The sequence below is a fragment of the Pseudomonas sp. NPDC089996 genome, assembly GCF_044748405.1.
Classification (GTDB): domain Bacteria; phylum Pseudomonadota; class Gammaproteobacteria; order Pseudomonadales; family Pseudomonadaceae; genus Aquipseudomonas.
In genome coordinates, this window is the sequence record NZ_JBIVGA010000006.1 from 156,961 (window position 1) to 181,294 (window position 24,334).

A 24,334-nucleotide genomic window follows, 5' to 3' on the forward strand; every position below is an offset into this window, starting at 1 on the left:
ACACCATGACCCCATCCCAGCATGTGCTGACATCCACCGAGCGTCATGTCGACAGCGGGCGCTTGTGGCAATCGCTGATGGACCTCGCCCGCCTGGGGGCCACGGCCAAGGGAGGCGTCTGTCGCCTGGCCCTGACCGATCTGGACCGCCAGGCCCGTGACTTGTTCGTGACGTGGTGCGAGGCCGCGGGCTGCAGCGTCAGTGTCGATGGGGTGGGCAATATCTTCGCCCGCCGCCCTGGGCGTAATCCCAAGCTGCCACCGGTGATGACCGGCAGCCATATCGACACGCAACCCACCGGCGGCAAGTTCGATGGCTGCTTCGGCGTCATGGCCGGGCTCGAAGTGCTGCGCACCCTCAACGACCTGGGCATCGAGACCGAAGCACCGCTGGAAGTGGTGGTGTGGACCAACGAAGAAGGCTCGCGCTTCGCGCCCTGCATGATGGGTTCAGGTGTATTCGCCGGCAAGTTCACCCTGGAAGACACCTTGGCCAAGCGTGATGCCCAGGGCGTGTCGGTCGGTGAGGCGCTGAACGCCATTGGCTATGCCGGCCAGCGCGCGGTGCTCGGCCACCCGGTAGGAGCCTACTTCGAGGCGCATATCGAGCAGGGGCCGATCCTCGAAGACCAGGCCAAGACCATCGGCGTGGTGCTTGGTGCCCTGGGGCAGAAGTGGTTCGACCTGACCCTGCGCGGCGTCGAAGCCCATGCCGGTCCGACCCCGATGCACCTGCGCAAGGACGCCCTGGTAGGTGCCGCAGCCGTGGTCGAAGCGGTCAACCGCACCGCCCATGCCCATCAGCCCCATGCCTGTGGCACGGTCGGTTGCCTGCAGGCCTACCCCGGTTCGCGTAACGTGATCCCGGGCGAGGTGCGCATGACCCTGGACTTCCGTCACCTGGAGGGCGATCAGCTGGATGCGATGATCGCTGATGTGCGCACGGTGATCGATGCCACCTGTGCCAAGCATGGCCTGAGCCATGAACTGGTGCCCACGGCGGACTTCCCGGCGCTGTATTTCGACCGCGGTTGCGTCGATGCGGTGCGCGAGTCGGCGCAGGCGCTGGGGTTGCCGCACATGGACATCGTCAGCGGGGCAGGGCATGACGCGATCTTCCTTGCCGAGCTGGGGCCGGCGGGGATGATCTTCGTACCTTGCGAGAATGGCATCAGCCATAACGAGATCGAAAACGCCACGCCGGAGGACTTGGCGGCGGGTTGTGCCGTGCTGCTGCGGGCCATGCTGGCGGCGTCCGAGGCCATCGCCAGCGGGCGCCTGGCGGCATAGCAGCGTTGTAGGAGCGGCCTTGTGTCGCGAAAGGGCCGCAGAGCGGCCCCAGCAAGATCAGCTTCACGCTGAAATCCTGGGGCCGCTCTGCGGCCCTTTCGCGACACAAGGCCGCTCCTACCGTCGATCGCGGTTCGCCTGCAACCTGGGTAATCATCAAGTGATGACGTGAACCAGGCACCCATCTCGGCCGATATGGTAACGCTGCAGGTCCTGCGCCAAGGTAAGGTGCCCGGTGTAATGAGCCAGCGCCTCATCACGCACATCATCAATGCACGGGCTGCGTTTCGGATCCCCCTGATACCGCGCACTGAAATGCGTCAACACCAGGTTGCGCACCCCCGCTGCTTCAGCGAACTGCGCCACCGATGCCGCCGTGCTGTGGCCAAACGCATTGCCGCTGCCCTCGACGATGGGCTGGGTATAGGTTGCCTCATGCACCAGCACATCCACGTCCCTGGCAACCTCGGCCAGCAATGCCGGGTTGTCGTTGTCGCCACAGACGATCACCCGTCGCGGCGGCCGCGAGGCTTTCAGGTAGTCACGCGGCTCAAGCCGCTGCCCGTCATGTTCGACCGCCAGCCCCTTGGCCAGCTCACCCCACAACGGCCCGCGCGGGATACCTTCGGCGTCCAGCCGCTCAACATCCAGGCGGGGTTCGGGGTTCAGTTCGGTGAACACGAAGCCCACGCTTGGCACCCGGTGTGACAGCTGCACGGTACTGACCTGGATGTTATCGCTGTGCCATTGCCCCAGGCTCTCGACCGGCAGCAGGCGCAGTTCGAATGGCAGGTAGGTTTCGCTGGCTGCCAGGCTCAGGCGTACCCAGTCCTGCAAGGCGGCGGGCAGGATCAGGTCCAGCGGTTCGCTGCGCCCGCCCATCCCGGCGCTGGCCAGCAGCCCCGGCAGGCCGAAGCAATGATCGCCATGCACATGGGTGATGAAGATGCCACGCAGGTCGCGGGCCGACAGCGAGCTGCGCAGCAGCTGGTGCTGGGTGCCTTCGCCACAATCGACCAGGTACCAGTGCTTGCCGCTGGCTTCGATGACGGCGGTGGCGCTGACGTTGCGGGCTTTTGTGGGCACCCCGGAGGAGGTGCCCAGAAACTGCAGGTCCACGTTACGGCTCCTTTCAATTCAGCAGCGACTGGCCACGTAGCAATTCCAACAGTCCTGCCGGGACCAGAGGGCAGGTGCTATCGAATTCGTGACTGTCGCACCATTTGGCTCTGAAGGGGCTACCGTCTGATTCCCGGCCTTCCAACCAAGGTTGCTGATAAAGGCTGGCGTCATCGAAACGTGCATCGAACACCTGAACAATTTCGTGACCCTGTATGCCCGAGTAGGTGAACAGACTCTCCAGCGTTCCTATCAGGCGAACATCGCTGATCGACTGCCCGATTTCTTCTTGTATTTCGCGCATGACAGCGTCGTGGGCAAGTTCGCCAAATTCGATACCACCGCCTAGTGGGCGGCTGAGTGTTCGTTGCGAAACAGGATCGTTGAAGACATTGACCAGGATCTTGCCCTGATGGTGAAACACGCAAAGCGCCAGCGAGCGGATGCGCGGGGCAGGCAGTGGCTTGAGGAAGCTGCGCTCATAGCTGAGGATGAAACGCCGCTCTGTCGCCTGGGCCACTGCAGCTATGCATTCCGGGTCGCTTTCTGCCTGTTTGCGATAGCGCTCATAGGTGGCGAGATCAGAGAAGCTGAACAGGCAATATGCAACGTTGTTTGCACCTTCACCGGGCAGGAAGTATCCATGATGCGTGCCGCCCATGCGTGTGACCAATTTCATCCACAGGCGTGAATAGGCCTCAAATTCAGCAAGTTTGTAGGGATCAATGACGTATTTGACGTGGCAGGTGATCAAGGCGCTCGTTCCTTCGAGGTATGGGGGGCACACGATAGCTTGCACGGGTTGTATCGTCGACCTGCCGCCATTTTCATGAGGTACCGTTTTTCGGGTGATGGCGTATTGATGCCAATGCTTGATAGGCTGATGCCTGCTGATTGGAAAGGGACGCGAGATGAACCGCAGGGATGGCCGCACACATGATGCGGTGAATTATTACGCATCAATCGAAGCCGTGGTGGATGATGGGGGCCCCGCACGGTTCCAGACTGTGATCATTGATGCCGTGCCCAAAACCGCTGTGGCGGCGATGAAGCAGCTTGGATACGAGCAGATCATTGAGGATCTGAACAGTCATTTTCCCGTACTGCTTTTGAAGGCTGTCCTCCCCTCAAGAGTCGCCGGGGCGCTTGTCGACAACCCTGGCTGGGTTGAACTATCGATTGGCACCGAGCGACCCGCGAATGAGGAGAGCTTTGAAGCCTCTGCAATCAGTTTTGGTGACGGAGAAGACGAAGGTGCCCAGCCGACCTTCTGGGTTACGGTGAAGTCGTCAGCCCTTGCCAAACGCAATTTAAGCGCGCTTGCGGCGCTCTCAAAGTTTCAGGCAGTTGCTGATGCATCTCAGCAGGATTTGCAGCAGTTCGATTGCGCGCATCGGGCTGCAGGCGTCGCAGTTTACGATGTTGGGCAGGCCAATATGAGTGCGTTGGTCGACGGTGCCGAACACCCGCTGATGTTCTTTGATCTAGGCTGGCCGCTGCCGTTTTTCAGCAAGTCATATCGCGTAGGCGGAGCGTTCGAGCCTCTGGATGCTGATCTACAGCGTGAGCGCGCGCAGCCGGTTGTCTTGTCTCATCTGGACTGGGATCACTGGGGCTTTGCTTACAAGTCGGGGCGTGCAAGATACGATTCGAAAAAGGAGCACTGGCTTACCGAGGTCGTTTATAAGCAAGAGGCGCTGCAACGGCCCTGGCTGATCCGACGGCCTAAATTTCATCGTCACAAGCTGACAGCGACACATATTCATTTCGTGCTCGAATTGAGCCGAACGCGTCAACCTGATGGGCGCAACGTCTTGAATTTCTGGCCCGCCAATCGTGCGAAGATTGCATTCCGCAACTACAGCATCGTCCGGTGCAGCCCGCCTGAACGCATGACGTTGATTCGCGCATCTTATCTGAGAAACAACGAATCGCTGGTGCTCTTGGCGCAATTGAAGGGGCACGAAGCACGGGTGCTGCTGACGGGAGATGCTGATTACCCTTCCATACCTCGGTACTGCCGGAATGATCTGACGGGTATCGTGGCGCCCCATCACGGAGGCGCGATTACTGATCTTTCAACCCCCCAAGCTGGAAATAATGGGCTTATGGTTCGTTCAACCTTCCCTGGGTGCTATCGCAGTGTTCCATCGGAGGATGCAGAGGGTGAGGCTGTAATTAGCGGCTGGCAGATTAGCAGCACTCATGAGAGGGCCAGCTGTGTACATGGTTGCTGTTATCACGGGAATAGATTAATTCCTCTCGTGCACCGGTCCAGTCGCCGCTTCATTCCCCGGTGTAGTTGTGGAGTAGTGCCTGCTACGGGATTGTGTCTTAACTAACGAGCATTATCCCTCCAGATCAGCTTGCTGGTGTCGTACCCCTGCTTCTGGGCGATCGCCACCAGCTGGTCGCGGGTCTGGTCGGTGATCGCCGGTGTGCGCGACAGCAGCCACAGGTATTCACGGTTGGGGTGGCCGACCAGTGCCACGCGGTAGTCCTTGTCGTGGTACAGCACCCAGTACTCACCCTTGGTCAGCTCTGGCGCCAGGCGGCTGAACCAGTTGTCGAAGCGCACCCACAGCTTGTCGGTCTTGCCGGGCACCTGAGCCTGGGCGATGCCGCGCGCTTCGTTCCATTCGCCGTCCTTTTCCTTGCAGCGGTTGGTCACGTCGATGCGGCCATCCTCGCGCAGGGCGTAATGGGCTTCGGATTGCAGGCAGTTGCGCTGGAAGAACATCGGCAGGCGAGCCAGTTCGTACCAGGTGCCCTGGTAGCGTTGCAGGTCGACCTGTTCGGTGGTGGGCGGGGAGCGGTGATCGTCGCTGGAACCGACGCAGCCCATCAGGGCCAGGGTCATGCAGGAAAATATCAGGGCCGTGCGCATCGCCATGGCAAACCTCCTGTCAGCGAGTGTGGGGCTCACCTTTGGTTCGATACCGGAACAGCGCAAAAGTTGTATCGGTTCAGGCAATGTCCGGTGGCGGGGCGAATGAGCCGGTCTGTACTTCGCCTGCGCGCACATAGCGGGCGATGACCACGCCCTTGGGCGTCACCTGCGAATGCTTCAGGGTGAACGCCACAGGTGCAGCATTGTCGTCAAACAGGCGCTTGCCATGGCCCAGCAGCACGGGGTGAATGAGCAGCTGAAGTTCATCAACCAGGCCGGCGGCGAGCAGTTGTTGCACCACGTCGGCACTGCCCTGGGTCAGCAGATCAGCACCATCCTGATGCTTGAGGCCACGTACCGCCGCGACGATATCCGCACCCAGTGCATGGCTGTTATGCCAGTCGAGGCTGTTCGCGTCATGGGTGGCGACATGCTTGGCCACGCTGTTGAACAGGTTGGCGATGGAGAAATCTTCGGTATCATCTTTCACCTTCGGCCAGTACCCGGCAAAAATGTCGTAGGTCCGCCGCCCCAGCAACAACTCGAAAGGCTCGCTGAACAGCGCCTGCATGGCCTGGCCGAATACTTCCTCGGCATGGGGCACGAGCCAACCGCCAAAGGCGAAACCGCCGCTGGTGTCTTCCTGTGGCCCGCCGGGGGCCTGCATGACGCCGTCGAGGCTGACGAAGGCGGCAACGATGAGTTTGCGCATGGGGCTCTCCTGAAAGGCATGCCGGGATGGGTGATTCACCTATGGTCGAACGGCGCGCGGTGATTTCGACAGGGCACGCAGTCCCGTTTTTGGCACAAGCACGGTCACCCGCCTGGGTTACCATCCACGCTGTGAACCCTTTCCCCACAGGAGTGCCGCCCGTGACCGAGTACACCGCGTTCAAGGTCGAACTGACCGACAACATCGCCCATGTGCAGATCAATCGCCCGGAAAAGATCAACGCGATGAACGCGGCCTTCTGGGCGGAGATCGTCGACATCTTCCAGTGGATCGACGACACCGATGCCGTGCGTGCGGTAGTGATCAGCGGCGCCGGCAAGCATTTCTCTGCCGGTATCGATTTGATGATGCTGGCTTCCCTGGCCGGGCAGATGGGCAAGGATATCGGTCGCAATGCACGCGTGCTGCGCAAGACCATCCAGCGCCTGCAGGCATCCTTCAATGCCGTGGACAACTGCCGCAAACCAGTACTGGCGGCGGTCCAGGGTTATTGCATCGGCGGTGCCATCGACCTGATCTCGGCCTGCGACATGCGCTACTGCAGCAGCGATGCGCAATTCTCGATCAAGGAAATCGACATGGGCATGGCCGCCGATGTCGGCACCCTGCAACGTTTGCCACGCATCATCGGCGACGGCATCATGCGTGAGCTGGCCTACACCGGGCGCAATGTGGAAGCCAGTGAGGCGCTGCGCATCGGCCTGGTCAACCGGGTCTATGATGATCAGGCCGCGTTGCTCGACGGGGTCTTTGCCATTGCCCGCGAGATTGCCGCAAAATCGCCGATCGCCGTGGCCGGCACCAAGGAAATGCTCAGCTACATGCGTGACCATCGCATCGACGATGGCCTGGACTACATCGCCACCTGGAACGCCGCGATGCTGCAGTCCGAAGACTTGCGCGTGGCCGTGGCGGCGCACATGAGCAAACAGAAACCGACGTTCGCCGACTGACCGGGCCGGGGGACGCAGCAAAGGAACCCCGACATGTCAGCTCGCTGGACTACCGCAGTACTCGACCCACAGATCACCGGGGGGCTGGCGGTGGCCCGCAGCCCGGAAGGGTTCCTGGTTGACGCCAACGGCGCGCTGTTCCCCCGCGACTGGCTCAAGCGTCAGGACCTGGACGTGCTGTGCGAGCATGGCATCGGCCACTTCGACGGCGAGCCCGTGTTCCTGTTCGAGCTGCGCAGCGCGACCGAGGTGCCGGGCTGCAGCTGGCGCGGGTTGCGAGCGTTCATGCTCGAAGGTGACTTCGACCTCTACAAAGTGCTCGGCTATGCCGCGCAGATCGGCACCTGGGCCCGCGAGCACCGCTTCTGCGGTAGCTGCGGCCAGGCCATGGCGCAGATTCGCTGGGAGCGGGCAATGTACTGCCAACCCTGCGACCTGCGCAGCTACCCGCGCATTTCGCCGAGCATGATCGTGCTGGTGACCCGTGGCGACGAAATCCTGTTAGCCCGCTCGCCGCGCTTCGTCACGGGCGTATACAGCACCCTGGCGGGCTTTGCCGAGCCGGGCGAGTCCGCCGAGGACTGCCTGGTGCGCGAGGTGCGCGAAGAGGTGGCGGTCGAGGTGCAGAACATCCAGTACGTCGGCAGCCAATGCTGGCCGTTCCCGCACTCGATGATGCTGGGCTTCCATGCCGAATATGCCGGGGGCGAGATCGTCATGCAGCCGGACGAGATCGAGGATGCCCAGTGGTTCAGCGTGCATGACCTGCCGCCGCTGCCGGCCGGACGCTCCATCGCCCGCTATCTGATCGATTTGTACGTTGCCCGTCGATTAGGCCTGGCCGAACCAGTGTTGCCACGCTAGACGCACGGTCAACGCCAGCACCACGGTGATGAACACCGGGCGGATGAACTTGCTGCCGCCGCTGATCGCCGTGCGTGCGCCGAAGAAGGCGCCGACCATCACCGACAGGCCCATGCACAGGCCGACGATGTAATCCACCTGCCCGGAAATGATGAACACCGTCAGCGCCGCGATGTTGCTGACGAAGTTCATGCTGCGCGCCACGCCGCTGGCGCGGACCAGGTCGATGGGGTAGAGCAGCAGCGTGCTCACGGTCCAGAACGCGCCGGTGCCGGGGCCGGCCACGCCGTCGTAGAAGCCCAGGGTGAAGCCTTGCGGGAACTGCCATTTCTTCCTGATCGGCGCATCGGCGTCCAGCGGTGCCTTGGGCGTGCCACCGAACAGCAGGTAGATGCCGCAGGCGAAGACGATCACCGGCAGCATCTTGTTCAGCCATTCGGCCGGCATGTAGTGAGCCACCACCGCGCCGATCGAGGCACCGACCAGTGTGGCGAACAACGCCGGGCGCCATTGCGCCGGGTGGAACAGCTTGCGCTTGTAGTAGGTGAAACCGGCGGTGGCCGAGCCGAAGGTCGAGCTGAGCTTGTTGGTGCCAAGTACCAGGTGCGGTGGCATGCCGGCGGTGAGCAGCGCCGGGGTGGTCAGCAGGCCGCCGCCACCGGCGATGGCATCGATGAACCCGGCGACGAAGGCGACCAGGGCGAGGATCAACAGGGTGAGGGGTTCTACGGTGAGTTCGAAGGGCATGGGGGCTGGCTGATAGAGGGCAGGGCATGCGGCAAATGGCCGCGCTGGAAGGGAGACATGGTAAGCCTGGGCGCAAACGGTTGCCAGTGCCGGCCTCTGTGGGGGCTTGCCCGCGAAGAGGCCGGTACGGCAAACCCCATCAGCTCTGTATGAACGCCAGCAGATCCGCATTGATCACATCGGCATGGGTAGTCGGCATGCCATGCGGGTAGCCCTTGTAGGTCTTCAGGGTGCCATTGGGCAGCAACTCGGCCGACAGCGGCCCGGAATTCGCGTAGGGCACGATCTGGTCGTCATCCCCATGCATCACCAGCACCGGCTGCTTGATGCCCTTTAGATCCTCGGTGAAGTCGGTCTGCGAGAACGCCACGATGCCATCGAAATGCGCCTTGGCGCTGCCGATCATGCCTTGGCGCCACCAGTTGCCGATGATCCCTTCCGACGCCTCCACACCCGGCCGGTTGTAGCCGTAGAAAGGCCCCGTCGGCACATCGCGGTAGAACTGCGCACGATTGCTGGCGACCTGGGCCTGGAACCCGTCGAACACCGACTTGGGCAGGCCGCCGGGGTTGCCGGGTGTCTGTACCATCAGCGGCGGCACGGCGGCGATCATCACGGCCTTGGCCACCGGGTCACCCGGGTGGCGTGCCATGTAGCGCACCACTTCGCCACCGCCGGTTGAATGGCCGACATGCACCGCGCCCTGGGTGCCGAGGTGTTCGACCACGGCGGCTACGTCGTCGGCATAGTGGTCCATGTCATGGCCGTCCCACACCTGGCTGGAGCGCCCGTGGCCACGGCGGTCGTGGGCGACCACGCGAAAGCCCTTGGCGAGGAAGAACAGCATCTGCGCGTCCCAGTCGTCGGCGCTCAGCGGCCAGCCGTGATGGAAGTGGATGACTGGCGCATCGCGCGGGCCCCAGTCCTTGTAAAAGATCTGAACGCCATCCTTCGTGGTTACGTAGCTCATGACCGTGCCTCCTCAGTGCAGGAACCGAAGTGAGCTATGAGGATAGGAGGGATTTCGTTCGGCATCGGGAAATGTGTTGGCAGTACCGGCCTTTTCGCGGCGGTTCGGCGCCCCGACATGCCCGCTCCCACAGGTATTGCACACGCCTTGAGGCTAGCGCAGTACCTGTGGGAGCGGGCGTGCCCGCGAAGAGGTCATCACCGATGTTACAGGAACCAGCGATATTCCCGCGCACTGACTTCCTGCATGAACGCCAGATGGTCCTGGCGCTTGTTCTCGCAATAGACCATCACGAATTCCTCACCCAACCCCTCGTTGACCGCCGAGTGGCTGCGCATGGCCGTGACTGCGCCGAGCATGTCCATGGGGAAGTCGATGCCACTGCCGCGATCTTCATTCAGCGGCGCAATCGGTTCCTGCCCGGCGTCCAGCCCATGCTCCATGCCACACAGGATCGCCGCCAGCACCAGGTAAGGGTTGGCATCCGCCCCCGCCAGCCGATGCTCGATACGCAAGTTGCGTGTATCCGACTCAGGAATGCGAATGCACGCATCACGGTCTTCGAAGCCCCAGCTCGCACGGCTGGCGGCGTTGACCATGGCGCCATAGCGGCGGAACGCGTTGTGGTTGGCGGCAAAAATCGGCATGCAGTGTGGCAGCAGTGCCAGGCAGCCGGCCACGGCATGGCGCAGTGGGCGCTGCTGGTCGGCGGCCAGCAGGTTGTTGCCGGCCTGGTCGTACAGGCTCACATGCACATGCATGCCGCTGCCGGGGGCTTGCAGGTAGGGCTTGCTCATGAACGAGGCGCGCAGCCCGTGCTTGAGCGCCACCCCCCGGGTGCTGCGGCAGAACAGGGCAGCCCAGTCGGCGGCTTGCAGGCCATCGTCGCAGTGGCCGAAATTGATCTCGAACTGGCCAGGGCCCAGCTCTGCCGTGATGACGTTGGCATCGACCCCTTGGTCATTGGCCGTCTTGACCATGTCGTGCAGCACATCGCTGAAGCGCGATAGCCGTTCGATGTGCATGTTGGGCTGGTCGTCCGGGTCATCGCTGAGCGGGTCGCGGGGGAACTGTGGCAGGCCCTGCTTGAGCGCCCGGTCGAACAGATAGAACTCCAGCTCGAATGCCACCACCGGGCGTATGCCGCGTCCCTCGAGGCGCTGCAGCACACGAGCGAGGACTTCGCGGGGTTCGAACTCGATCGGCGCGGCAGTGCCGTCGGAGCTGATCAGCATCTGCCCCAGTGGCTCGCGCTCCCAGGTCACTGGTTTGAGCGTACCGGGGATCAGGCGACGGATGGCATCGGGGTCACCGTCGTTGAAGCAGTAGTCGCCAATCGGAAACAGCCCGCCTTGTACGCCCAGCAGTACGCAGTTCTGCGGCAGTTTCAGCGGGCTGCCGGCGGCGACCTTTTCCAGCATGTCGATGGGGTAGCGCTTGCCGTAGAAATGCCCGGGAATGTCCAGGCTGAGCAGGTCGACATGGCTGACCTCGGGGTAGCGGGCACGGAACGCGCGGACTTCACTGAGCAGATCGGGAAAGCCTGTTGTTAGGGTCATGCTGTGCTCTCATCGGAAAACCCAGAGGACGCGGGTCGTCTGGTCGGTCAGGTTGGCGTAGCGGAAGTGGCGGTTGGGCGGCAGCTGGAAGCTGTCGTTGGGCGCCAGGGTCACGGCGTGCTCATCGTCTGCGAGCCAGACGGTCAGTTCACCTTCGAGGACGAAGCCGCCTTGCTCGGAGCTGTCGTCCAGGTGCCCCTCGCCACTGCTGGCACCGGGTGCGAGGTAGCTTTCGAGCATGGCGAAACGGCCGTTGAGCGTTGGCGACACCAGCACGTCGCTGATGCCTTCGGCGTAGTAGATCGTGCGCCGCTCGCCGGGGCGGGTGACCCAGTCCAGCGCGGGTGGCTGGCTAGCCTGGTAAAAGTAGGTGGTCGGCACCTGCAGGGCTTCGCTGATGGCCGTGAGGTCGGCCACGGTCGGCTGTGACAGACCGCGTTCGACCTGGGACAGAAAGCCCAGCGAGCGTTTGACCTTGCCCGCCAGTTCATCGAGGGTCAGCCCGCGGTGCTTGCGCAGGTCGCGGATCAGCAGGGCCAGGCCCTGGGCGTCTTCAGACATGATCGCGCATCCGGTACCAGGCTTTTGCCGCTGCCTCCAGCGGTGCGGCCAGCAGGTCACCGCCCGGGAAGCGGCCATTGTCGATGCCCTGATACAGCGCCAGCAGATCGTCGTCGCCAAGAATCGCATCGCTGACCGCCCGTGCCGCGGCCAGGGTCGGCAGCACGCCATGGCCGGAGAAACCTTGCAGCCAGTAGCGCTGGCCAGCGCGGCCGACGTCCGGGGTGCGCTGGATGCTGCAGTCGATGTGGCCGCCCCAGGCATAGTCGATGGCCACACCCGCCAGTTGCGGGAACACCCGTTCCAGGTAGGGGCGGGTAGCGCTGGCGACGTCCTTGGGGATGCCGCCCAGGTAAGTGCAACCACCGCCGAACAGCAGGCGGTGGTCGGGGGTGAGGCGGAAGTAGTCGGGCACGAACTGGTTGTCGATCACACAGCTGTTGCGCGGCAGCAGCGAGCGGGCGAACTCGGCTTCCAGCGGTGCAGTGGCCACCTGGTACGAGCCGACCGGCAGCAGGCGGCGTGACAGGCCGCGGTCGAGGCGGTCGATGTAAGCGTTACAGGCCAGCACCAGCACTTCGCAGCGCACCTCGCCGTGTTCGGTGCGGGCCACGTAGCCGTTGGTGCTGGGCTGATAGTCGAGCACCTGGCTCTGCTCGAAGATACGTCCGCCATGGGCTTCGATCGTGGCCGCCAGGCCCTGGGCCAGTTTCAGCGGGTTGAGGTGCGCGCCCCTGGCGTCGTACAGCGCGGCCTGGTAGCGCGGGCTGTCGATCCATTGTGGCAGCTCGTCGCGACCGATCAGGCGCAGGGCGTCGTAGCCCCACTTGTGTTCGGCGTCGTGCAGGGCTTCTTCGAGCATCTTTATCCGCCGGGGCAGCACGGCCGTCCACAGGCTGCCGAGCCGATAGTCGATGTCGAAGCCATGGCGCAGGGGGAGTTCACGCATCTCGTCGGCAGCCCAGCACATGCTGTCCCACAGGCGACGGGTGCGCTCTACACCCAGCGCTTTTTCCAGGGGCGGCATGTCGCACGACCAGCCCAGTAGCGCCTGACCGCCGTTGCGCCCGGAGGCGGCCCAGGCGACCCGGCTGGCTTCCAGCAGGGTCACGCGCTTGCCGGCCAAGGCCAGTCGCAGGGCGGTGTGCAGGCCGCTGAAACCGGCGCCGATGATCAGCACATCGGTGTCGTGCGGGCCTTGCAGGGTAGGGCGCAAGGGGATGCTGGCGGGGTAGGTCCGGGCGTAGTAGCTGGCGACGTGTTGGGCGGATTGCTTGAGCATGCCTTGGCCTCGTGAAATTTATTGTGCTTATTTTCATGAAAATTTAGCAGGTAATTTTCATGACGTCAGGCCGTTCGTCTTCCTGGGGGGTTGGTTATATGATCCGGGGGCTGCTGCGCAGCCCTTTCGCGACGCAAGGCCGCTCCTACAGGGATACGCGAACGCCTGTAGGAGCGGCCTTGCGTCGCGAAAGGGCCGCAAAGCGGCCCCCTCGGCCCCAACAGGAAAACCCATGCGCCGCCTGCCTTCCCTGACCGCCCTGCGCACCTTCGAATGTGCCGCCCGCCATGGCCATTTCGGCCGTGCCGCCGCCGAGCTGTGCGTCACCGACAGCGCCATCAGCCACCAGATTCGCCAGCTTGAGGATCAGCTCGGTGTCGCCCTGTTCGAGCGCGCAGGCCGTCAGGTACGCCCCACTGCCGAAGCAGAACGCCTGCTGCATCACTTGCAACAGGCCTTCGAACTGATCGGCAAGGCCTGCGACGAACTGCGTGACCCGGCCTCCCAGGCGGTGCTGCGCGTGGCGGTAACGGCAGAGCTGGCGCAAAAATGGCTGGTCGCGCGCTTGGCCGATTTCAGCAGCCGTTACCCGCACATCACCTTGCACCTGCACGATCAGCCGATCGATGCCGGCGCCCCGGCATTGGACGTCGACCTGGCCATTACCTACGGCACCAGCGCCCTGGACGCCAGCACCCACTTCGTCCGGCCGCTGCCGCTGCTGCAGTTCTTCCCCGTATGCAGCCCGGGCCTGTTCAACCAGGGCGGCCTCAAGCGCCCGCGCGACCTGGTGCGCCACTGCCTGCTGCACGACGACCAGGATGGCCGTACCTGGACCACCTGGCTGGCCACCCACGCCGAGGATGCCTTGCCCACCCGCCAGCTGTATTTCCCCCACGCCGCGCTGGCGCTGGAGGCCGCGCTGCTGGGGCAGGGCGTGGCGATGGGCGACAACCTGACCTGCCACGCCGACCTGCTGAGCGGCCGGCTGGTGCGCCCGTTCAGCGCTAGCGTGACGGCTCAGGGGCAGTACGCACTGGTGTGCGAACGGCTGCGCCTGGAGCGGGCGCCGGTGGCCGACTTCATTGAATGGTTCATCGAACAGCTGGGCGATAGCTGAATTCAATTCAGCTATCGCTGAGTTTTCATCGTTGGATGCCGCAAGCGGGCCGGCGTAGCGTGCAGTCATCACTCACCGACACGAGGTTGACCTATGGCACGTTCGCTCAGCACCACCCCCAAGGCCGATGGCTTCCGCCTGCCTGGCGAATTCGAGCGCAAGGCTGGCTGCTGGCTCGGCTGGCCAGAGCGCCCGGATGTCTGGCGCAATGGTGCCAAGCCCGCGCAGAAAGTCTGGGTCGAGATCGTCACTGCAATCGCCTCCAGCGAGCCGGTCACCGTCTGCGCCTCTGCTGCCCAGTATGCCAACGCCCGGCGCCTGCTGCCGGCGCAGGTGCGGGTGGTGGAAATGACCTGCAACGACACTTGGTTCCGCGACAGCGGCGCCTGTTTCGTGGTCAATGACGACAGTGGTGAAGTCCGTGGCGTCGACTTCGAGTTCAACGCGTACGGTGGCCTCGATGGCGGCCTCTACTACCCGTGGGACAAGGACGACCAGATCGCCCAGAAGATCCTCGAGATCGAAGGCCTGGACCGCTACCGTGCCCCGCTGATCGCCGAGCTTGGCGGCATCCAGAGTGACGGCCAGGGCAGCCTGCTGACCACCGAGCAATGCCTGCTCAACCGCAACCGCAATGCGCACCTGGGCAAGGCCGAGGTCACGCGTCGCCTTGAAGACTACCTTGGTGCCGAGCAGGTGATCTGGCTGCCGCGTGGCTGCAAGTTCGACGAGACCGATGGCCACGTCGACGACCTGGCCTGCTTCGTGCGCCCCGGTGAAGTGGTGCTGCAATGGACCGACAACCGTGACGACCCGCAGTGGGAAATCTACCAGGAAGCCTATGACATCCTGCGCAGCACCCGCGATGCCCGCGGCCGTGAACTGAAGGTGCACAAGCTGCTGCAGCCTGATGTGCTGGAGTGGACTGCCGAAGAAGCAGCCGGGCTGGATCAGGTCGACGGTACCCACCTGCGCGAGGCCGGTACGCGCATCTGCGCCTCGTACATCAACTACTACGCGGGCAACACGGCCATCGTCGTCCCGCTGTTTGGCGACCGCAATGACGCCATTGCCCAGGCGACCCTGGCAGAGCTGTTCCCCGATCACCGCATCATCGGTGTCGAGAACTCCCGCGAGATTCTCCTCGGTGGCGGCAATGTTGCCTGCATCACCATGCCTCAGTACGCCGGGGGTCGTCGCTGATGAAACGGCGCGCGCTGGCAATTGCGCTCGCCCTGGGCTGTACGGCGTCGGCAGTTCAGGCGGCCGACGCCCGACAGCCGACGGTCAACCTGTATATCTGGGGCGAATACATCGCCCCGGATACCCTGAGGAACTTCGAGAAGGAAACGGGTATTCAGGTGGTCGCAGACCACTTCGACTCGCTGGAAACCGCCGAGACCAAGTTGTTGACCGGTGGCAGTGGTTACGACGTGGTGCTGACCGCCGGCCAGCACCTGAGCCGGGCCATTGCCAGCGGCGCCCTGCAGCCACTGGACAAGGCCCAGGTGCCGCACCTGGCGGGTGTCGGCGAGGAGTTTCGCCAGCACATGGCGGTGTTCGACCCCGGCAACCGCTATGCCGGGACCTATGCCTGGGGCACCACGGGCGTGGGTTACCAGCAGCAGGCCGTGACGGCGCGAATGGGCGATGCACCGCTGGACAGCTGGGCGATGCTGTTCGACCCGCAAGTGGTGGCAAAATTTGCCGACTGTGGGGTCAGCCTGCTCAATGACCCCAACGAGGTATTTGCCGCAGTGATGCGCTACATGGGCCTGGACATCAACCAGCAGCGCCTTGAGGACCTGAAAGCGGCGGAGGCGCAGCTGCGCAAGGTGCGCCCGTACATTCGCTACTTTGACAATGACCGCAACATCAATGACCTGGCCAATGGCGAAACCTGCGTGGCGATGTCATGGAACGGCAACGTGGCCATCGCCGAGGGCCAGGCGCGGCAGGCGGGCAAGGCGTTTAAGCTGGACTACAGCATCCCGAAGGAAGGCACGTTGATCTGGCTGGATGCGCTGGTGGTGCCCAAGGACGCGCCGCATCCGGAGGCTGCATGGAAACTGGTGGATTACCTGATGCGGCCGGAAGTGATTGCACCGATCACCGACACCATTCATTACGCCAATGCGATCACGGCGGCGGATGGGCTGGTGGATGCGCAGATCCGCAATGCGCCTGGGACGTATCCGCCGGCTGAAGTGCGGGCGCGGTTGTATGGCAAGAATGACAATGGCAAGGCCTTCAACCGCGAGCTGACCCGGGCATTCAGCCGACTGAAGAGTGGTACTTAGCTTTTGTGGTGACTGTACCGGCCTCTTCGCGGCTAAAGCCGCTCCCACAGGAATTGCACAGGGCCGAGGGCGGCGCGGTCCCTGTAGGAGCGGCTTTAGCCGCGAAAGGGCCGGTACAGGCAAACCCTCAACTTGAAGCTTTGCGCCGTGGCTTGCGGACAGCCGTCTTGCCATCAGCCACCTTGCCTTTCCCGGTACCGCGCCGCTTTTTCTTCCAAGGCGCCGCCTTGCCCACTGCCTGCCCGGTAATGGTCATGCGCATCCCGCGGCAACGCTCCACCAGCTTGCCCATCCACGCCGATTGCCGGGCAACGAATTCTTCCAGGCTCATCTCGCCACTCTGCACCATGTCCAGCGCCTGCTCCCAGATTGCCGTGGTGCCGGGGTCGGCAATGGCGCGGGGCACGGCGTCGATCAGGCTGAAAGCGGCCGGGGTGGCAGACAGGGCCTTGCCGTTCTTCACCAGGTAGCCGCGGTCGAGCAGGCCCTGGATAATGCTGGCGCGGGTGGCCTCGGTACCGATGCCGGTGGTCTCCTTGAGCTTCTGCTTGAGCCGCGGGTCGTCCACCAGCTTGGCGACGTTCTTCATCGCCTTGATCAGGTCGCCTTCGGTGAAAGGCTTGGGCGGCTGGGTCCACAGGTCCTTCAACTGAACAGCGTGCACGTTGCAGTCCTGGCCTTCACGCAGGGCCGGCAGCACCTGGGCGGGTTGAGCCTCGCGGCCCTTGGCCGGGGTCAGTGCCTCGGGCAGGGCGCGGCGCCAGCCGGGTTCGACGATCTGTTTGCCGACGGCGCGCAGTGCATGCCCGGCGCAATCGAACTCGGCCTGGGTGCGGTCGTATTCATGGTTGGGCAGAAACTGCGCAAGGTAGCGTGCACGGATCAGTGTGTAGACTGCCTTGTGCTTGGCGGGCAGGCGTGCAGGGTCGCTGGCGGCGGCGGTCGGGATGATGCCGTGGTGGGCGCTGACCTTGGCGTCGTTCCAGGCGCGTGAGCGGCGCTGCGGCTCCAGGTGTGTTTGCAGCGGCGCCAGGCTGGCATCGGCCCGCTGCAGCGCCGCGAGGATGGCTGGCGCTTCGGCGTGCTGGCTGATGGGCAGGTAACCGCAGTCGCTGCGCGGGTAGGTGATCAGCTTGTGGGTTTCGTATAGCGCCTGTGCGATGTCGAGGGTTTCCTGGGCGCCGAGGCCAAATTTTTTCGAGCACAGTTCCTGCAGGGTACCGAGGTCGAAGGGCAGTGGTGCGGCCTCGCGCACGCGCTCGGTGGCGACCTTCAGTGCCCGCGCCGTACCGGCATGGTCCATATCGGCAGCGGCCTGCCGGGCGAGTGCCTGGTTGAGGCAGCGGCCCTGGTCGTCGCAGGTGTCTTCCGGTGCGCGCCACTGGGCATTGAAGGTTTGGCCAGCCTGTTCAAGCTGCACGTCGATGGCCCAGAACGGCACGGGCACGAAGTCGGCGATGCTGCGGTCACGGTCCACCACCAGGCGCAGGGTCGGGGTCTGCACCCTTCCGACCGGCAGCACGCCCTGGTAACCGGACTGGCGGCCAAGCAAGGTGAACAGCCGGCTCATGTTCATGCCGATCAGCCAGTCGGCGCGGGAGCGGCCGAGGGCCGAGTGGTAGAGGTTGAAGGTTTCCTGTCCGGGCAGCAGGCGTGCCAGGGCCTTGCGGATGGAGGCGTCGTCCAGGGCCGACAGCCACAGGCGCTGGATCGGGCCGCGGTAGCGGCAGTGTTCGACCAGCTCGCGGGCGATCATCTCGCCTTCGCGGTCGGCGTCTGTGGCGATCACCAGTTCGCGGGCTTCGCCGAGCAGGCGCTTGACCGCCTTGAACTGGCTGGCGGTCTTGGGCTTGACCAGCATCTTCCACTTTTCCGGAATGATCGGCAGGTCGGTGAGGTTCCAGCGTTTGTAGCGGTCGTCGTAGCTGTCGGGCGGGGCGGTTTCCAGCAGGTGGCCGATGCACCAGGTCACGCAGACGTCGGTGCCTTGCCAGCAGCCGTCGGCCTTGCGGTTGGCGCCGAGCACCTTGGCGATGTCTTTGGCCTGGGAAGGTTTTTCGCAGAGGAACAGGCGCATGGCCGGGAACGCTTCGTCGGGGAGTGATGGGCACTAGAATGCGCAAGCGGGGGCGCGGAGGCAAGTTTTATCTGGATGGATGTACAGGTTTTTGTGAGGGGGAGTGTCTTTACCTGTGCTGGCCTCTTCGCGGGCACGCCCGCTCCCACAGGAACCGCACAAATTCTGCAAGCTGTGCAGTACCTGTGGGAGCGGGCGTGCCCGCGAAGAGGCCAGTGCAGGTTGGGATCAGGCGCGCGAGTCGCGCACCATGTCCACGTGGGGGATGCCGGCTTCGAGGAACTCCTCGCTGACTACGCGAAACCCCAGGCGCTCGTAGAACGGCGTGGCATGCACCTGGGCACTGAGCATCTGCTGCTTCAGGTCACGGTCCTGCGCTTCGACGATCACCGCATTCATCAGCGCATCGCCCACTTTCAGGCCGCGCCAGTCCTTGAGCACCGAAACCCGGCCGATGGTGCCGTCAGGCAGCAGGCGGGCGGTGCCGATCGGGTAGTCGCCTTCCAGGGCCAGGAAGTGCGCGGCGCCCGGATCGTCCGAATCCCATTCCAGCTCTGGCGGTACATGCTGCTCGGCAATGAACACGGCTTCGCGGATACGGCGGATATCGGCGTTGTCCTTGTGCCAGTCGGCAAGGCGCACACGAATCTTATTCATTGGCGAATCCCAGGCTTCCTTGTTTGATCAGCTGCTGTACCAGCATAAGGCCATCTTCGTCCTGTAACCACTGCTCAAGGTTGTCGATGTGTAACGCGTCGGCCGAGCAGACCAGCTTCAACAGTTCGCGCAGCTTGGCGGGCAGCGGGCAGCTGCGGCCGCTGGCAAACAGCATCAGGTCGTCGTTGAGCTCGGACCAGGCCATGCGGGCGCTCGGGTTGCGGATCAGGATGGCGCCGTCTTCCAGGGCCTCGATCAGCTCGTCTTCGTCCATCTCTTCACCGACCACCTGCTCCGGGTAGCGCGGCTCGGTCATGAACTGGCCAAACCAGGTCAGCAGCAGGTCCTTGTCGTTGGTGTGCTTGTCGATCAGCGCCTTGAGGCGGTCGAGAGCGTCATGCTGGATCTGGTGCGGGTCACTGGCAGGCAGTGCGTCGGCGTCGCTGTAACGCTCTTCGTCCGGCAGGAACTGGCCGAGGAAGTCGGTGAAGTGGGTCAGCACTTCGGCAGCGCTAGGGGCGCGGAAGCCGACCGAATAGGTCAGGCAGTTGTCCACGGCCACGCCGTAATGGGCCAGGCGCGGCGGCAGGTAGAGCATGTCGCCCGGTTCCAGGGTCCATTCGGCGCTCTGCTCGAATTCGGCGAGGATGCGCAGGTCGGCGTGTTCCAGTAGCGGGCTGTCGCTGTTGCACATCTGGCCGATCTTCCAGTTGCGCTCGCCGTGGCCCTGCAGCAGGAACACGTCGTAGTTGTCGAAGTGCGGGCCGACGCTGCCGCCCGGGGTGGCAAAGCTGATCATCACGTCATCGATACGCCAGCTTGGCAGGAAGCGGAAGTGCTCCAGCAGCTCGGCGACTTCCGGGACGAACTGGTCGACGGCCTGCACCAGCAGGGTCCAGTCCTTCTCCGGCAGCTCGGCGAAGGTGTCTTCGCTGAACGGGCCGCGGCGCAGCTCCCATGGGTGGGCGCCGTGTTCAAGGACGATGCGCGACTCGACTTCCTCTTCCAGGGCCAGGCCAGCCAGCTCGTCGGGGTCGATCGGGCTTTCGAAGTCCGGGAAGGCCTGGCGCACCAGCAGTGGCTTCTTCTGCCAGTAGTCGCGCATGAATTCGCGGGCCGAGATGCCGCCGAGCAGCTGCAGTGGAGTATCAGGATTCATGTTCAACCTATTGAAAAAACGTAATTTTCGTCCGGGAATAAAAACGCCCGGCCAGGCCGGGCGTTGAACGCGACGGTCAGCTTAGATGCGTTTGGCCTGGGCTGCCGCATTACCAATGTAGGTAGCGGGGGTCAGCAGCTTCAGTTCGGCCTTGGCGTCGGCAGGCATGTCGAGGCCGTCGATAAAGGTCAGCAGCGCTTCTGGCGTGATGCCCTTGCCACGGGTCAGCTCCTTGAGCTTCTCGTAGGGGTTCTCGATATTGAAACGGCGCATCACGGTCTGGATTGGCTCGGCCAGTACTTCCCAGCAGGCGTCCAGGTCGGCGGCGATGCGAGCCTGGTTGACTTCCAGCTTGCCGATGCCTTTCAGGCTGGCTTCATAGGCGATGACGCTGTGGGCGAAGCCCACGCCCAGGTTGCGCAGCACGGTGGAGTCGGTCAGGTCACGCTGCCAGCGCGAGATCGGCAGCTTGCTGGCCAGGTGCTGGAACAGCGCATTGGCGATGCCCAGGTTGCCTTCGGAGTTTTCGAAGTCGATCGGGTTGACCTTGTGCGGCATGGTCGAGGAGCCGATTTCGCCGGCAACGGTCTTCTGCTTGAAGTAGCCCAGCGAGATGTAGCCCCAGACGTCGCGGTCGAAGTCGATGAGGATGGTGTTGAAGCGGGCGATTGCGTCGAACAGCTCGGCGATGTAGTCGTGCGGCTCGATCTGGGTGGTGTACGGGTTGAACTGCAGGCCCAGTTCGTCTTCGATGAAGGCGCGGGCGTTTTCTTCCCAGTCGATCTGCGAGTAGGCCGACAGGTGGGCATTGTAGTTGCCCACGGCGCCGTTGATCTTGCCCAGCAGCGGCACGGCGGCAACCTGGGCGATCTGGCGCTCCAGGCGGTACACGACGTTGGCCAGCTCTTTACCCAGGGTGGTCGGCGAAGCCGGCTGGCCGTGGGTGCGCGAGAGCATCGGCACGTCGGCGTGGGCGTGGGCCAGGGAGCGGATGGCGTCGGCGATCTGGCGCATCAGCGGCAGCAGCACGTCGTCACGGCCAGCACGCAGCATCAGGGCGTGGGACAGGTTGTTGATGTCCTCGCTGGTGCAGGCGAAGTGGATGAACTCGCTGACCTTGGCCAGCTCAGGCAGCTTGGCGGCCTGCTCCTTGAGGAGGTATTCGATCGCCTTGACGTCGTGGTTGGTGGTGCGCTCGATTTCCTTGACGCGTTCGGCGTGCTCGAGCTTGAAGTCGGTGGCCAGGTTGTCCAGCAGGGCGTTGGCTTCGGCGGAGAACGCCGGCACTTCGCCGATCTGCGGGTGGGCGGCCAGGCGCTGGAGCCAGCGCACTTCGACCAGGGCGCGGAAACGGATCAGGCCGAATTCGCTGAAAATGGGGCGCAAGGCCTGGGTTTTGCCGGCGTAACGGCCGTCTACAGGGGAAACCGCAGTGAGCGAAGAAAGCTGCATGGGGTGTTCTCGGACAGTCAGGCTTTTGGAAGGGCGCATATCATACATGAATTTCGCGCCCGAGTCGGGTGGCTGACCAAAGGTCGGCCGTTGAAAGGCATGTCGCGGTCCCTGTGTAGGAGCGGCCTTGTGTCGCGAAAGGGCTGCGCAGCAGCCCCGGCAATCTTGAGTCCGGCTCGAAATCCCGGGGCCGCGCTGCGGCCCTTTCGCGACACAAGGCCGCTCCTACACAGGGTCAGGTGTCGCCTATCAGGAAGGCGAACGCATCATGTCGTACAGTTCGTTGAGCAGCTTGCGCCGGCTGAACACCAGCTGCCAGCGATGCCCGCCCAGCTGGCGCCACAGGCGTGCGGCGCGGATGCCGGCCAGCAGCAGCGCACGGATTTTCGAGGCGTTGTTGGGCTGTTGCAGGAAGCGCATGTCGCCATGCACCTGGATCCGCTGGCGCAAGGTGCTGAGCGTGTCCTGGTACAAGGCTCCACTGGAAGCGATGACGTTTTCGTGAACCAGGCCGAAATGGTCGGCCTGGGACTGGATTTGCGGCAGGCGATTGCCAATGGTGTCGAGCAGGTCGCCGCGCTTGTTCAGCTGGCGCTCAAGGCCGAGCATCGACAGCGCGTAGCGCAGCGGCTCTCGTTGCAGGCTGCTGGGGTCGCGCTCCAGGGCGCCGACCAGGGCGCGGTAACCATCACGCAAGTTGAGGTCGTCGCCGCCGAACACCTCCAGGGTGTCCTTGGGGTCGCGTACCAGCAGGCTGCCGAGCATGCAGCCGATGTTGGCTTCGCTGGCCTGGCCGGTACGGGCGATGCGGTCGACCAGCACGGCGGCCTGGAACACGCCACCCAGGGCAATCAGCTGCTCCTGCAGGTTGCTCATGTGCGCGGGCTCCACGGCTCGGCAGTTTCGATCACGCCGCCGCCCAGGCACACCTCGCCGTCATAGAACACCACCGACTGGCCAGGGGTCACGGCGCGCTGCGGCTCGTCGAACACGGCGCGATAGCCGGTTTCGGTCAGCTCCAGGGTGCACTGCTGATCGCTCTGGCGGTAGCGCACCTTGGCCGTCAGCTGGCGTGGGCTGCTCAGGTCGATCGGGTTGACCCAGAATATTTCCGAGGCGAGCAGGGCGCGGGAGAACAGCCACGGGTGTTCGTTGCTCTGGCCGACCACCAGCACGTTGCGGGTCAGGTCCTTGTGCAGCACGTACCACGGCTCGTCACCGGCGTCCTTCAGGCCGCCAATCCCCAAGCCCTGGCGCTGGCCGATGGTGTGGTACATCAGGCCGTGGTGGCGGCCGATCACCTCGCCATCAGTGGTCTCGATGTCGCCCGGCTGGGCGGGCAGGTACTGCTTGAGGAAGTCGCTGAAACGGCGCTCGCCGATGAAGCAGATGCCGGTAGAGTCCTTCTTCTTGGCGGTGGCCAGACCGTGTTTTTCGGCGATGGCGCGCACTTCCGGCTTTTCCAGCTCGCCGACCGGGAACAGGGTGCGGGCAATCTCTTTGCCGCCGACAGCGTGCAGGAAGTAGCTCTGGTCCTTGTTCGGGTCCAGGCCCTTGAGCAGCTCGGTGAGCGCGCCGGTGTCGCGGCGACGCACGTAGTGGCCGGTGGCGATCAGGTCGGCACCCAGCGACAGGGCGTAGTCGAGGAAGGCCTTGAACTTGATTTCGCGGTTGCAGAGGATGTCCGGGTTGGGCGTGCGGCCGGCCTTGTATTCCTCGAGGAAGTGCTCGAACACGTTGTCCCAGTATTCGGCGGCGAAGTTGGCGGTGTGCAGCTTGATGCCGATGCGGTCGCACACGGCCTGGGCGTCGGCCAGGTCTTCACGGGCGGTGCAGTACTCGGTGCCGTCGTCTTCTTCCCAGTTCTTCATGAACAGCCCTTCCACCTGGTAGCCCTGTTCGATGAGCAGAAGGGCGGAGACGGAAGAGTCCACGCCGCCGGACATGCCGACGATGACGCGGGTCTTGGCGGGGTCTTTGAGTGCTGGGCTGGTCATGTTTACCGGTGTGTATCAAGGGGGAAAAACGCCGATTCTATCAAAACCGGCGCGGCGCGTCAGTCGCGTAGCAGTTCGAGGCTGTGCAGCGGGCCTTTCAGGTAGTCGTCGAGGCACCGTGGGACGAGTTCGCTGCGCCAGCGGGTGGGGTCGGCCAGCAGTTCGTCGCGGGTCAGCCATACGGCACGGACGATGTCGCTGTCCAGGGCGAGGTCTTGGTGGTGGCGCAGGGGGCGGGCGGCGAAACAGATGCGCTGGTAGGTCACGCCGTTGCTCGGGGCGGTGTACAGGTAGATGCCGACCACGCCGGTGAGTTCGACTTCCCAGGCGGTTTCTTCCAGGGTTTCGCGCAGGGCGGCCTGGGGCAGGGTTTCGTTGGGTTCGAGGTGGCCGGCGGGCTGGTTGAAGACGTGCTGGCCGGCTTTGAATTCTTCGACGAAGAGAAATTTGCCTTCGTGTTCGACGACGGTGGCGACGGTGATGTGGGGTTGCCAGGTCATTTGCGGAGTCCTTTGAGATTGCCGGGACCGCTTTGCGGTCCTTTCGCGACACAAGTCCGCTCCTACAGGTGCCGCGATCTCTTGTAGGAGCGGCCTTGTGTCGCG

The 24,334-nt window shown here is 63.8% G+C and carries 23 protein-coding genes; 7 read left to right on the forward strand and 16 right to left on the reverse strand.

Annotated features, from left to right (window positions below):
• The first annotated feature begins 5 nt into the window (after positions 1-5).
• Complete coding sequence (locus ACIPW4_RS12585; RefSeq protein WP_400658241.1) at positions 6-1,289, forward strand: Zn-dependent hydrolase; 1,284 nt, start codon at positions 6-8, stop codon at positions 1,287-1,289.
• 156 nt (positions 1,290-1,445) lie between these two features.
• Here the strand turns inward: ACIPW4_RS12585 and ACIPW4_RS12590 are convergent, their stop codons facing one another.
• Both ACIPW4_RS12590 and ACIPW4_RS12595 read right to left on the reverse strand, forming a co-directional pair.
• A complete protein-coding gene (locus ACIPW4_RS12590) occupies positions 1,446-2,408 on the reverse strand; it encodes an MBL fold metallo-hydrolase (protein ID WP_400658243.1) in 963 nt (320 codons plus the stop codon).
• Between the two features lie 13 nt (positions 2,409-2,421).
• On the reverse strand, positions 2,422-3,342 hold the full coding sequence (locus ACIPW4_RS12595; RefSeq protein ID WP_400658244.1) for an NIPSNAP family protein: 921 nt from the start codon (positions 3,340-3,342) through the stop codon (positions 2,422-2,424).
• On the opposite strand from ACIPW4_RS12595, the gene ACIPW4_RS12600 reads away from it, so the two are divergent.
• Positions 3,320-4,750, forward strand: coding sequence for a hypothetical protein (locus ACIPW4_RS12600; RefSeq protein ID WP_400658245.1), 1,431 nt, complete (start codon positions 3,320-3,322; stop codon positions 4,748-4,750). The genes ACIPW4_RS12595 and ACIPW4_RS12600 overlap by 23 nt on opposite strands.
• On the opposite strand, the gene ACIPW4_RS12605 is transcribed toward ACIPW4_RS12600, so the two are convergent.
• Together ACIPW4_RS12605 and ACIPW4_RS12610 are read right to left on the reverse strand one after the other, a co-directional pair.
• Positions 4,747-5,301 carry a lipocalin family protein gene (locus ACIPW4_RS12605; RefSeq protein WP_400658247.1) on the reverse strand — a complete coding sequence of 185 codons (555 nt, stop codon included), beginning with the start codon at positions 5,299-5,301 and terminating at the stop codon, positions 4,747-4,749. The genes ACIPW4_RS12600 and ACIPW4_RS12605 overlap by 4 nt on opposite strands.
• 73 nt (positions 5,302-5,374) lie before the next feature.
• The gene (locus ACIPW4_RS12610) at positions 5,375-6,010 is read right to left on the reverse strand and encodes a dihydrofolate reductase family protein (RefSeq protein ID WP_400658248.1); all 636 of its coding nucleotides are present in this window, start codon (positions 6,008-6,010) and stop codon (positions 5,375-5,377) included.
• 161 nt (positions 6,011-6,171) lie between these two features.
• Here ACIPW4_RS12610 and ACIPW4_RS12615 point away from each other — a divergent pair, with 161 nt between their 5' ends.
• Both ACIPW4_RS12615 and nudC read left to right on the forward strand, forming a co-directional pair.
• Positions 6,172-6,984 (forward strand): crotonase/enoyl-CoA hydratase family protein, encoded by an 813-nt coding sequence (locus ACIPW4_RS12615; RefSeq protein WP_400658250.1) that lies wholly within the window; start codon positions 6,172-6,174, stop codon positions 6,982-6,984.
• Between the two features lie 33 nt (positions 6,985-7,017).
• On the forward strand, positions 7,018-7,848 hold the full coding sequence (gene nudC, locus ACIPW4_RS12620; protein WP_400658252.1) for an NAD(+) diphosphatase: 831 nt from the start codon (positions 7,018-7,020) through the stop codon (positions 7,846-7,848).
• Here the strand turns inward: nudC and ACIPW4_RS12625 are convergent.
• The 5 genes from ACIPW4_RS12625 to ACIPW4_RS12645 form a co-directional block, all read right to left on the reverse strand.
• On the reverse strand, positions 7,816-8,595 hold the full coding sequence (locus ACIPW4_RS12625; protein WP_400658254.1) for a TSUP family transporter: 780 nt from the start codon (positions 8,593-8,595) through the stop codon (positions 7,816-7,818). The genes nudC and ACIPW4_RS12625 overlap by 33 nt on opposite strands.
• A 139-nt stretch (positions 8,596-8,734) precedes the next feature.
• Entirely contained in the window at positions 8,735-9,565 is an 831-nt protein-coding gene (locus tag ACIPW4_RS12630) for an alpha/beta fold hydrolase (RefSeq protein ID WP_400658256.1), read from the reverse strand.
• A gap of 206 nt (positions 9,566-9,771) precedes the next feature.
• On the reverse strand, positions 9,772-11,124 hold the full coding sequence (locus ACIPW4_RS12635) for a glutamine synthetase family protein (protein WP_400658258.1): 1,353 nt from the start codon (positions 11,122-11,124) through the stop codon (positions 9,772-9,774).
• A gap of 9 nt (positions 11,125-11,133) precedes the next feature.
• The gene (locus tag ACIPW4_RS12640) at positions 11,134-11,685 is read right to left on the reverse strand and encodes a helix-turn-helix domain-containing protein (protein ID WP_400658259.1); all 552 of its coding nucleotides are present in this window, start codon (positions 11,683-11,685) and stop codon (positions 11,134-11,136) included.
• Complete coding sequence (locus tag ACIPW4_RS12645; RefSeq protein WP_400658261.1) at positions 11,678-12,967, reverse strand: NAD(P)/FAD-dependent oxidoreductase; 1,290 nt, start codon at positions 12,965-12,967, stop codon at positions 11,678-11,680. Before ACIPW4_RS12645 ends, ACIPW4_RS12640 begins: the two co-directional genes overlap by 8 nt.
• Positions 12,968-13,199: 232 nt before the next feature.
• Here ACIPW4_RS12645 and ACIPW4_RS12650 point away from each other — a divergent pair, with 232 nt between their 5' ends.
• The 3 genes from ACIPW4_RS12650 (at position 13,200) to ACIPW4_RS12660 (ending at position 16,387) form a co-directional block, all read left to right on the forward strand.
• Entirely contained in the window at positions 13,200-14,087 is an 888-nt protein-coding gene (locus tag ACIPW4_RS12650; protein ID WP_400658262.1) for a LysR substrate-binding domain-containing protein, read from the forward strand.
• A 93-nt stretch (positions 14,088-14,180) separates the two neighbouring features.
• Positions 14,181-15,290 (forward strand): agmatine deiminase, encoded by a 1,110-nt coding sequence (aguA, locus tag ACIPW4_RS12655; protein WP_400658264.1) that lies wholly within the window; start codon positions 14,181-14,183, stop codon positions 15,288-15,290.
• Entirely contained in the window at positions 15,290-16,387 is a 1,098-nt protein-coding gene (locus tag ACIPW4_RS12660) for an extracellular solute-binding protein (protein WP_400658266.1), read from the forward strand. The genes aguA and ACIPW4_RS12660 overlap by 1 nt, the downstream gene beginning before the upstream one ends.
• A gap of 127 nt (positions 16,388-16,514) precedes the next feature.
• On the opposite strand, the gene ACIPW4_RS12665 is transcribed toward ACIPW4_RS12660, so the two are convergent.
• The 7 genes from ACIPW4_RS12665 to ACIPW4_RS12695 form a co-directional block, all read right to left on the reverse strand.
• Positions 16,515-18,464 carry a DNA topoisomerase III gene (locus tag ACIPW4_RS12665; protein WP_400658268.1) on the reverse strand — a complete coding sequence of 650 codons (1,950 nt, stop codon included), beginning with the start codon at positions 18,462-18,464 and terminating at the stop codon, positions 16,515-16,517.
• 228 nt (positions 18,465-18,692) lie between these two features.
• Entirely contained in the window at positions 18,693-19,121 is a 429-nt protein-coding gene (locus ACIPW4_RS12670; RefSeq protein WP_085674417.1) for a GNAT family N-acetyltransferase, read from the reverse strand.
• The gene (locus ACIPW4_RS12675) at positions 19,114-20,280 is read right to left on the reverse strand and encodes a JmjC domain-containing protein (RefSeq protein WP_400658270.1); all 1,167 of its coding nucleotides are present in this window, start codon (positions 20,278-20,280) and stop codon (positions 19,114-19,116) included. Before ACIPW4_RS12675 ends, ACIPW4_RS12670 begins: the two co-directional genes overlap by 8 nt.
• Positions 20,281-20,361: 81 nt before the next feature.
• A complete protein-coding gene (purB, locus tag ACIPW4_RS12680) occupies positions 20,362-21,732 on the reverse strand; it encodes an adenylosuccinate lyase (RefSeq protein WP_400658272.1) in 1,371 nt (456 codons plus the stop codon).
• A gap of 249 nt (positions 21,733-21,981) precedes the next feature.
• A complete protein-coding gene (hflD, locus tag ACIPW4_RS12685; protein WP_400658274.1) occupies positions 21,982-22,608 on the reverse strand; it encodes a high frequency lysogenization protein HflD in 627 nt (208 codons plus the stop codon).
• Positions 22,605-23,729 (reverse strand): tRNA 2-thiouridine(34) synthase MnmA, encoded by a 1,125-nt coding sequence (gene mnmA / locus ACIPW4_RS12690; RefSeq protein ID WP_400658277.1) that lies wholly within the window; start codon positions 23,727-23,729, stop codon positions 22,605-22,607. Before mnmA ends, hflD begins: the two co-directional genes overlap by 4 nt.
• 59 nt (positions 23,730-23,788) lie before the next feature.
• The gene (locus tag ACIPW4_RS12695; RefSeq protein WP_400658279.1) at positions 23,789-24,229 is read right to left on the reverse strand and encodes an NUDIX hydrolase; all 441 of its coding nucleotides are present in this window, start codon (positions 24,227-24,229) and stop codon (positions 23,789-23,791) included.
• Positions 24,230-24,334: the final 105 nt, after the last annotated feature.

What these genes read in the sequence shown, in the direction of transcription:
- ACIPW4_RS12585 (WP_400658241.1), top strand. Translation starts at nt 6, where the DNA reads ATGACCCCATCCCAGCATGTGCTGACATCCACCGAGCGTCATGTCGAC.
- ACIPW4_RS12610 (WP_400658248.1), bottom strand. Translation starts at nt 6,010, where the DNA reads ATGCGCAAACTCATCGTTGCCGCCTTCGTCAGCCTCGACGGCGTCATG.
- mnmA (WP_400658277.1), bottom strand. Translation starts at nt 23,729, where the DNA reads ATGACCAGCCCAGCACTCAAAGACCCCGCCAAGACCCGCGTCATCGTC.
- purB (WP_400658272.1), bottom strand. Translation starts at nt 21,732, where the DNA reads ATGCAGCTTTCTTCGCTCACTGCGGTTTCCCCTGTAGACGGCCGTTAC.
- ACIPW4_RS12695 (WP_400658279.1), bottom strand. Translation starts at nt 24,229, where the DNA reads ATGACCTGGCAACCCCACATCACCGTCGCCACCGTCGTCGAACACGAA.
- ACIPW4_RS12660 (WP_400658266.1), top strand. Translation starts at nt 15,290, where the DNA reads ATGAAACGGCGCGCGCTGGCAATTGCGCTCGCCCTGGGCTGTACGGCG.
- ACIPW4_RS12645 (WP_400658261.1), bottom strand. Translation starts at nt 12,967, where the DNA reads ATGCTCAAGCAATCCGCCCAACACGTCGCCAGCTACTACGCCCGGACC.
- hflD (WP_400658274.1), bottom strand. Translation starts at nt 22,608, where the DNA reads ATGAGCAACCTGCAGGAGCAGCTGATTGCCCTGGGTGGCGTGTTCCAG.
- ACIPW4_RS12665 (WP_400658268.1), bottom strand. Translation starts at nt 18,464, where the DNA reads ATGCGCCTGTTCCTCTGCGAAAAACCTTCCCAGGCCAAAGACATCGCC.
- ACIPW4_RS12640 (WP_400658259.1), bottom strand. Translation starts at nt 11,685, where the DNA reads ATGTCTGAAGACGCCCAGGGCCTGGCCCTGCTGATCCGCGACCTGCGC.
- ACIPW4_RS12625 (WP_400658254.1), bottom strand. Translation starts at nt 8,595, where the DNA reads ATGCCCTTCGAACTCACCGTAGAACCCCTCACCCTGTTGATCCTCGCC.
- ACIPW4_RS12600 (WP_400658245.1), top strand. Translation starts at nt 3,320, where the DNA reads ATGAACCGCAGGGATGGCCGCACACATGATGCGGTGAATTATTACGCA.
- ACIPW4_RS12605 (WP_400658247.1), bottom strand. Translation starts at nt 5,301, where the DNA reads ATGGCGATGCGCACGGCCCTGATATTTTCCTGCATGACCCTGGCCCTG.
- ACIPW4_RS12630 (WP_400658256.1), bottom strand. Translation starts at nt 9,565, where the DNA reads ATGAGCTACGTAACCACGAAGGATGGCGTTCAGATCTTTTACAAGGAC.
- ACIPW4_RS12635 (WP_400658258.1), bottom strand. Translation starts at nt 11,124, where the DNA reads ATGACCCTAACAACAGGCTTTCCCGATCTGCTCAGTGAAGTCCGCGCG.
- aguA (WP_400658264.1), top strand. Translation starts at nt 14,181, where the DNA reads ATGGCACGTTCGCTCAGCACCACCCCCAAGGCCGATGGCTTCCGCCTG.
- nudC (WP_400658252.1), top strand. Translation starts at nt 7,018, where the DNA reads ATGTCAGCTCGCTGGACTACCGCAGTACTCGACCCACAGATCACCGGG.
- ACIPW4_RS12675 (WP_400658270.1), bottom strand. Translation starts at nt 20,280, where the DNA reads ATGAATCCTGATACTCCACTGCAGCTGCTCGGCGGCATCTCGGCCCGC.
- ACIPW4_RS12650 (WP_400658262.1), top strand. Translation starts at nt 13,200, where the DNA reads ATGCGCCGCCTGCCTTCCCTGACCGCCCTGCGCACCTTCGAATGTGCC.
- ACIPW4_RS12670 (WP_085674417.1), bottom strand. Translation starts at nt 19,121, where the DNA reads ATGAATAAGATTCGTGTGCGCCTTGCCGACTGGCACAAGGACAACGCC.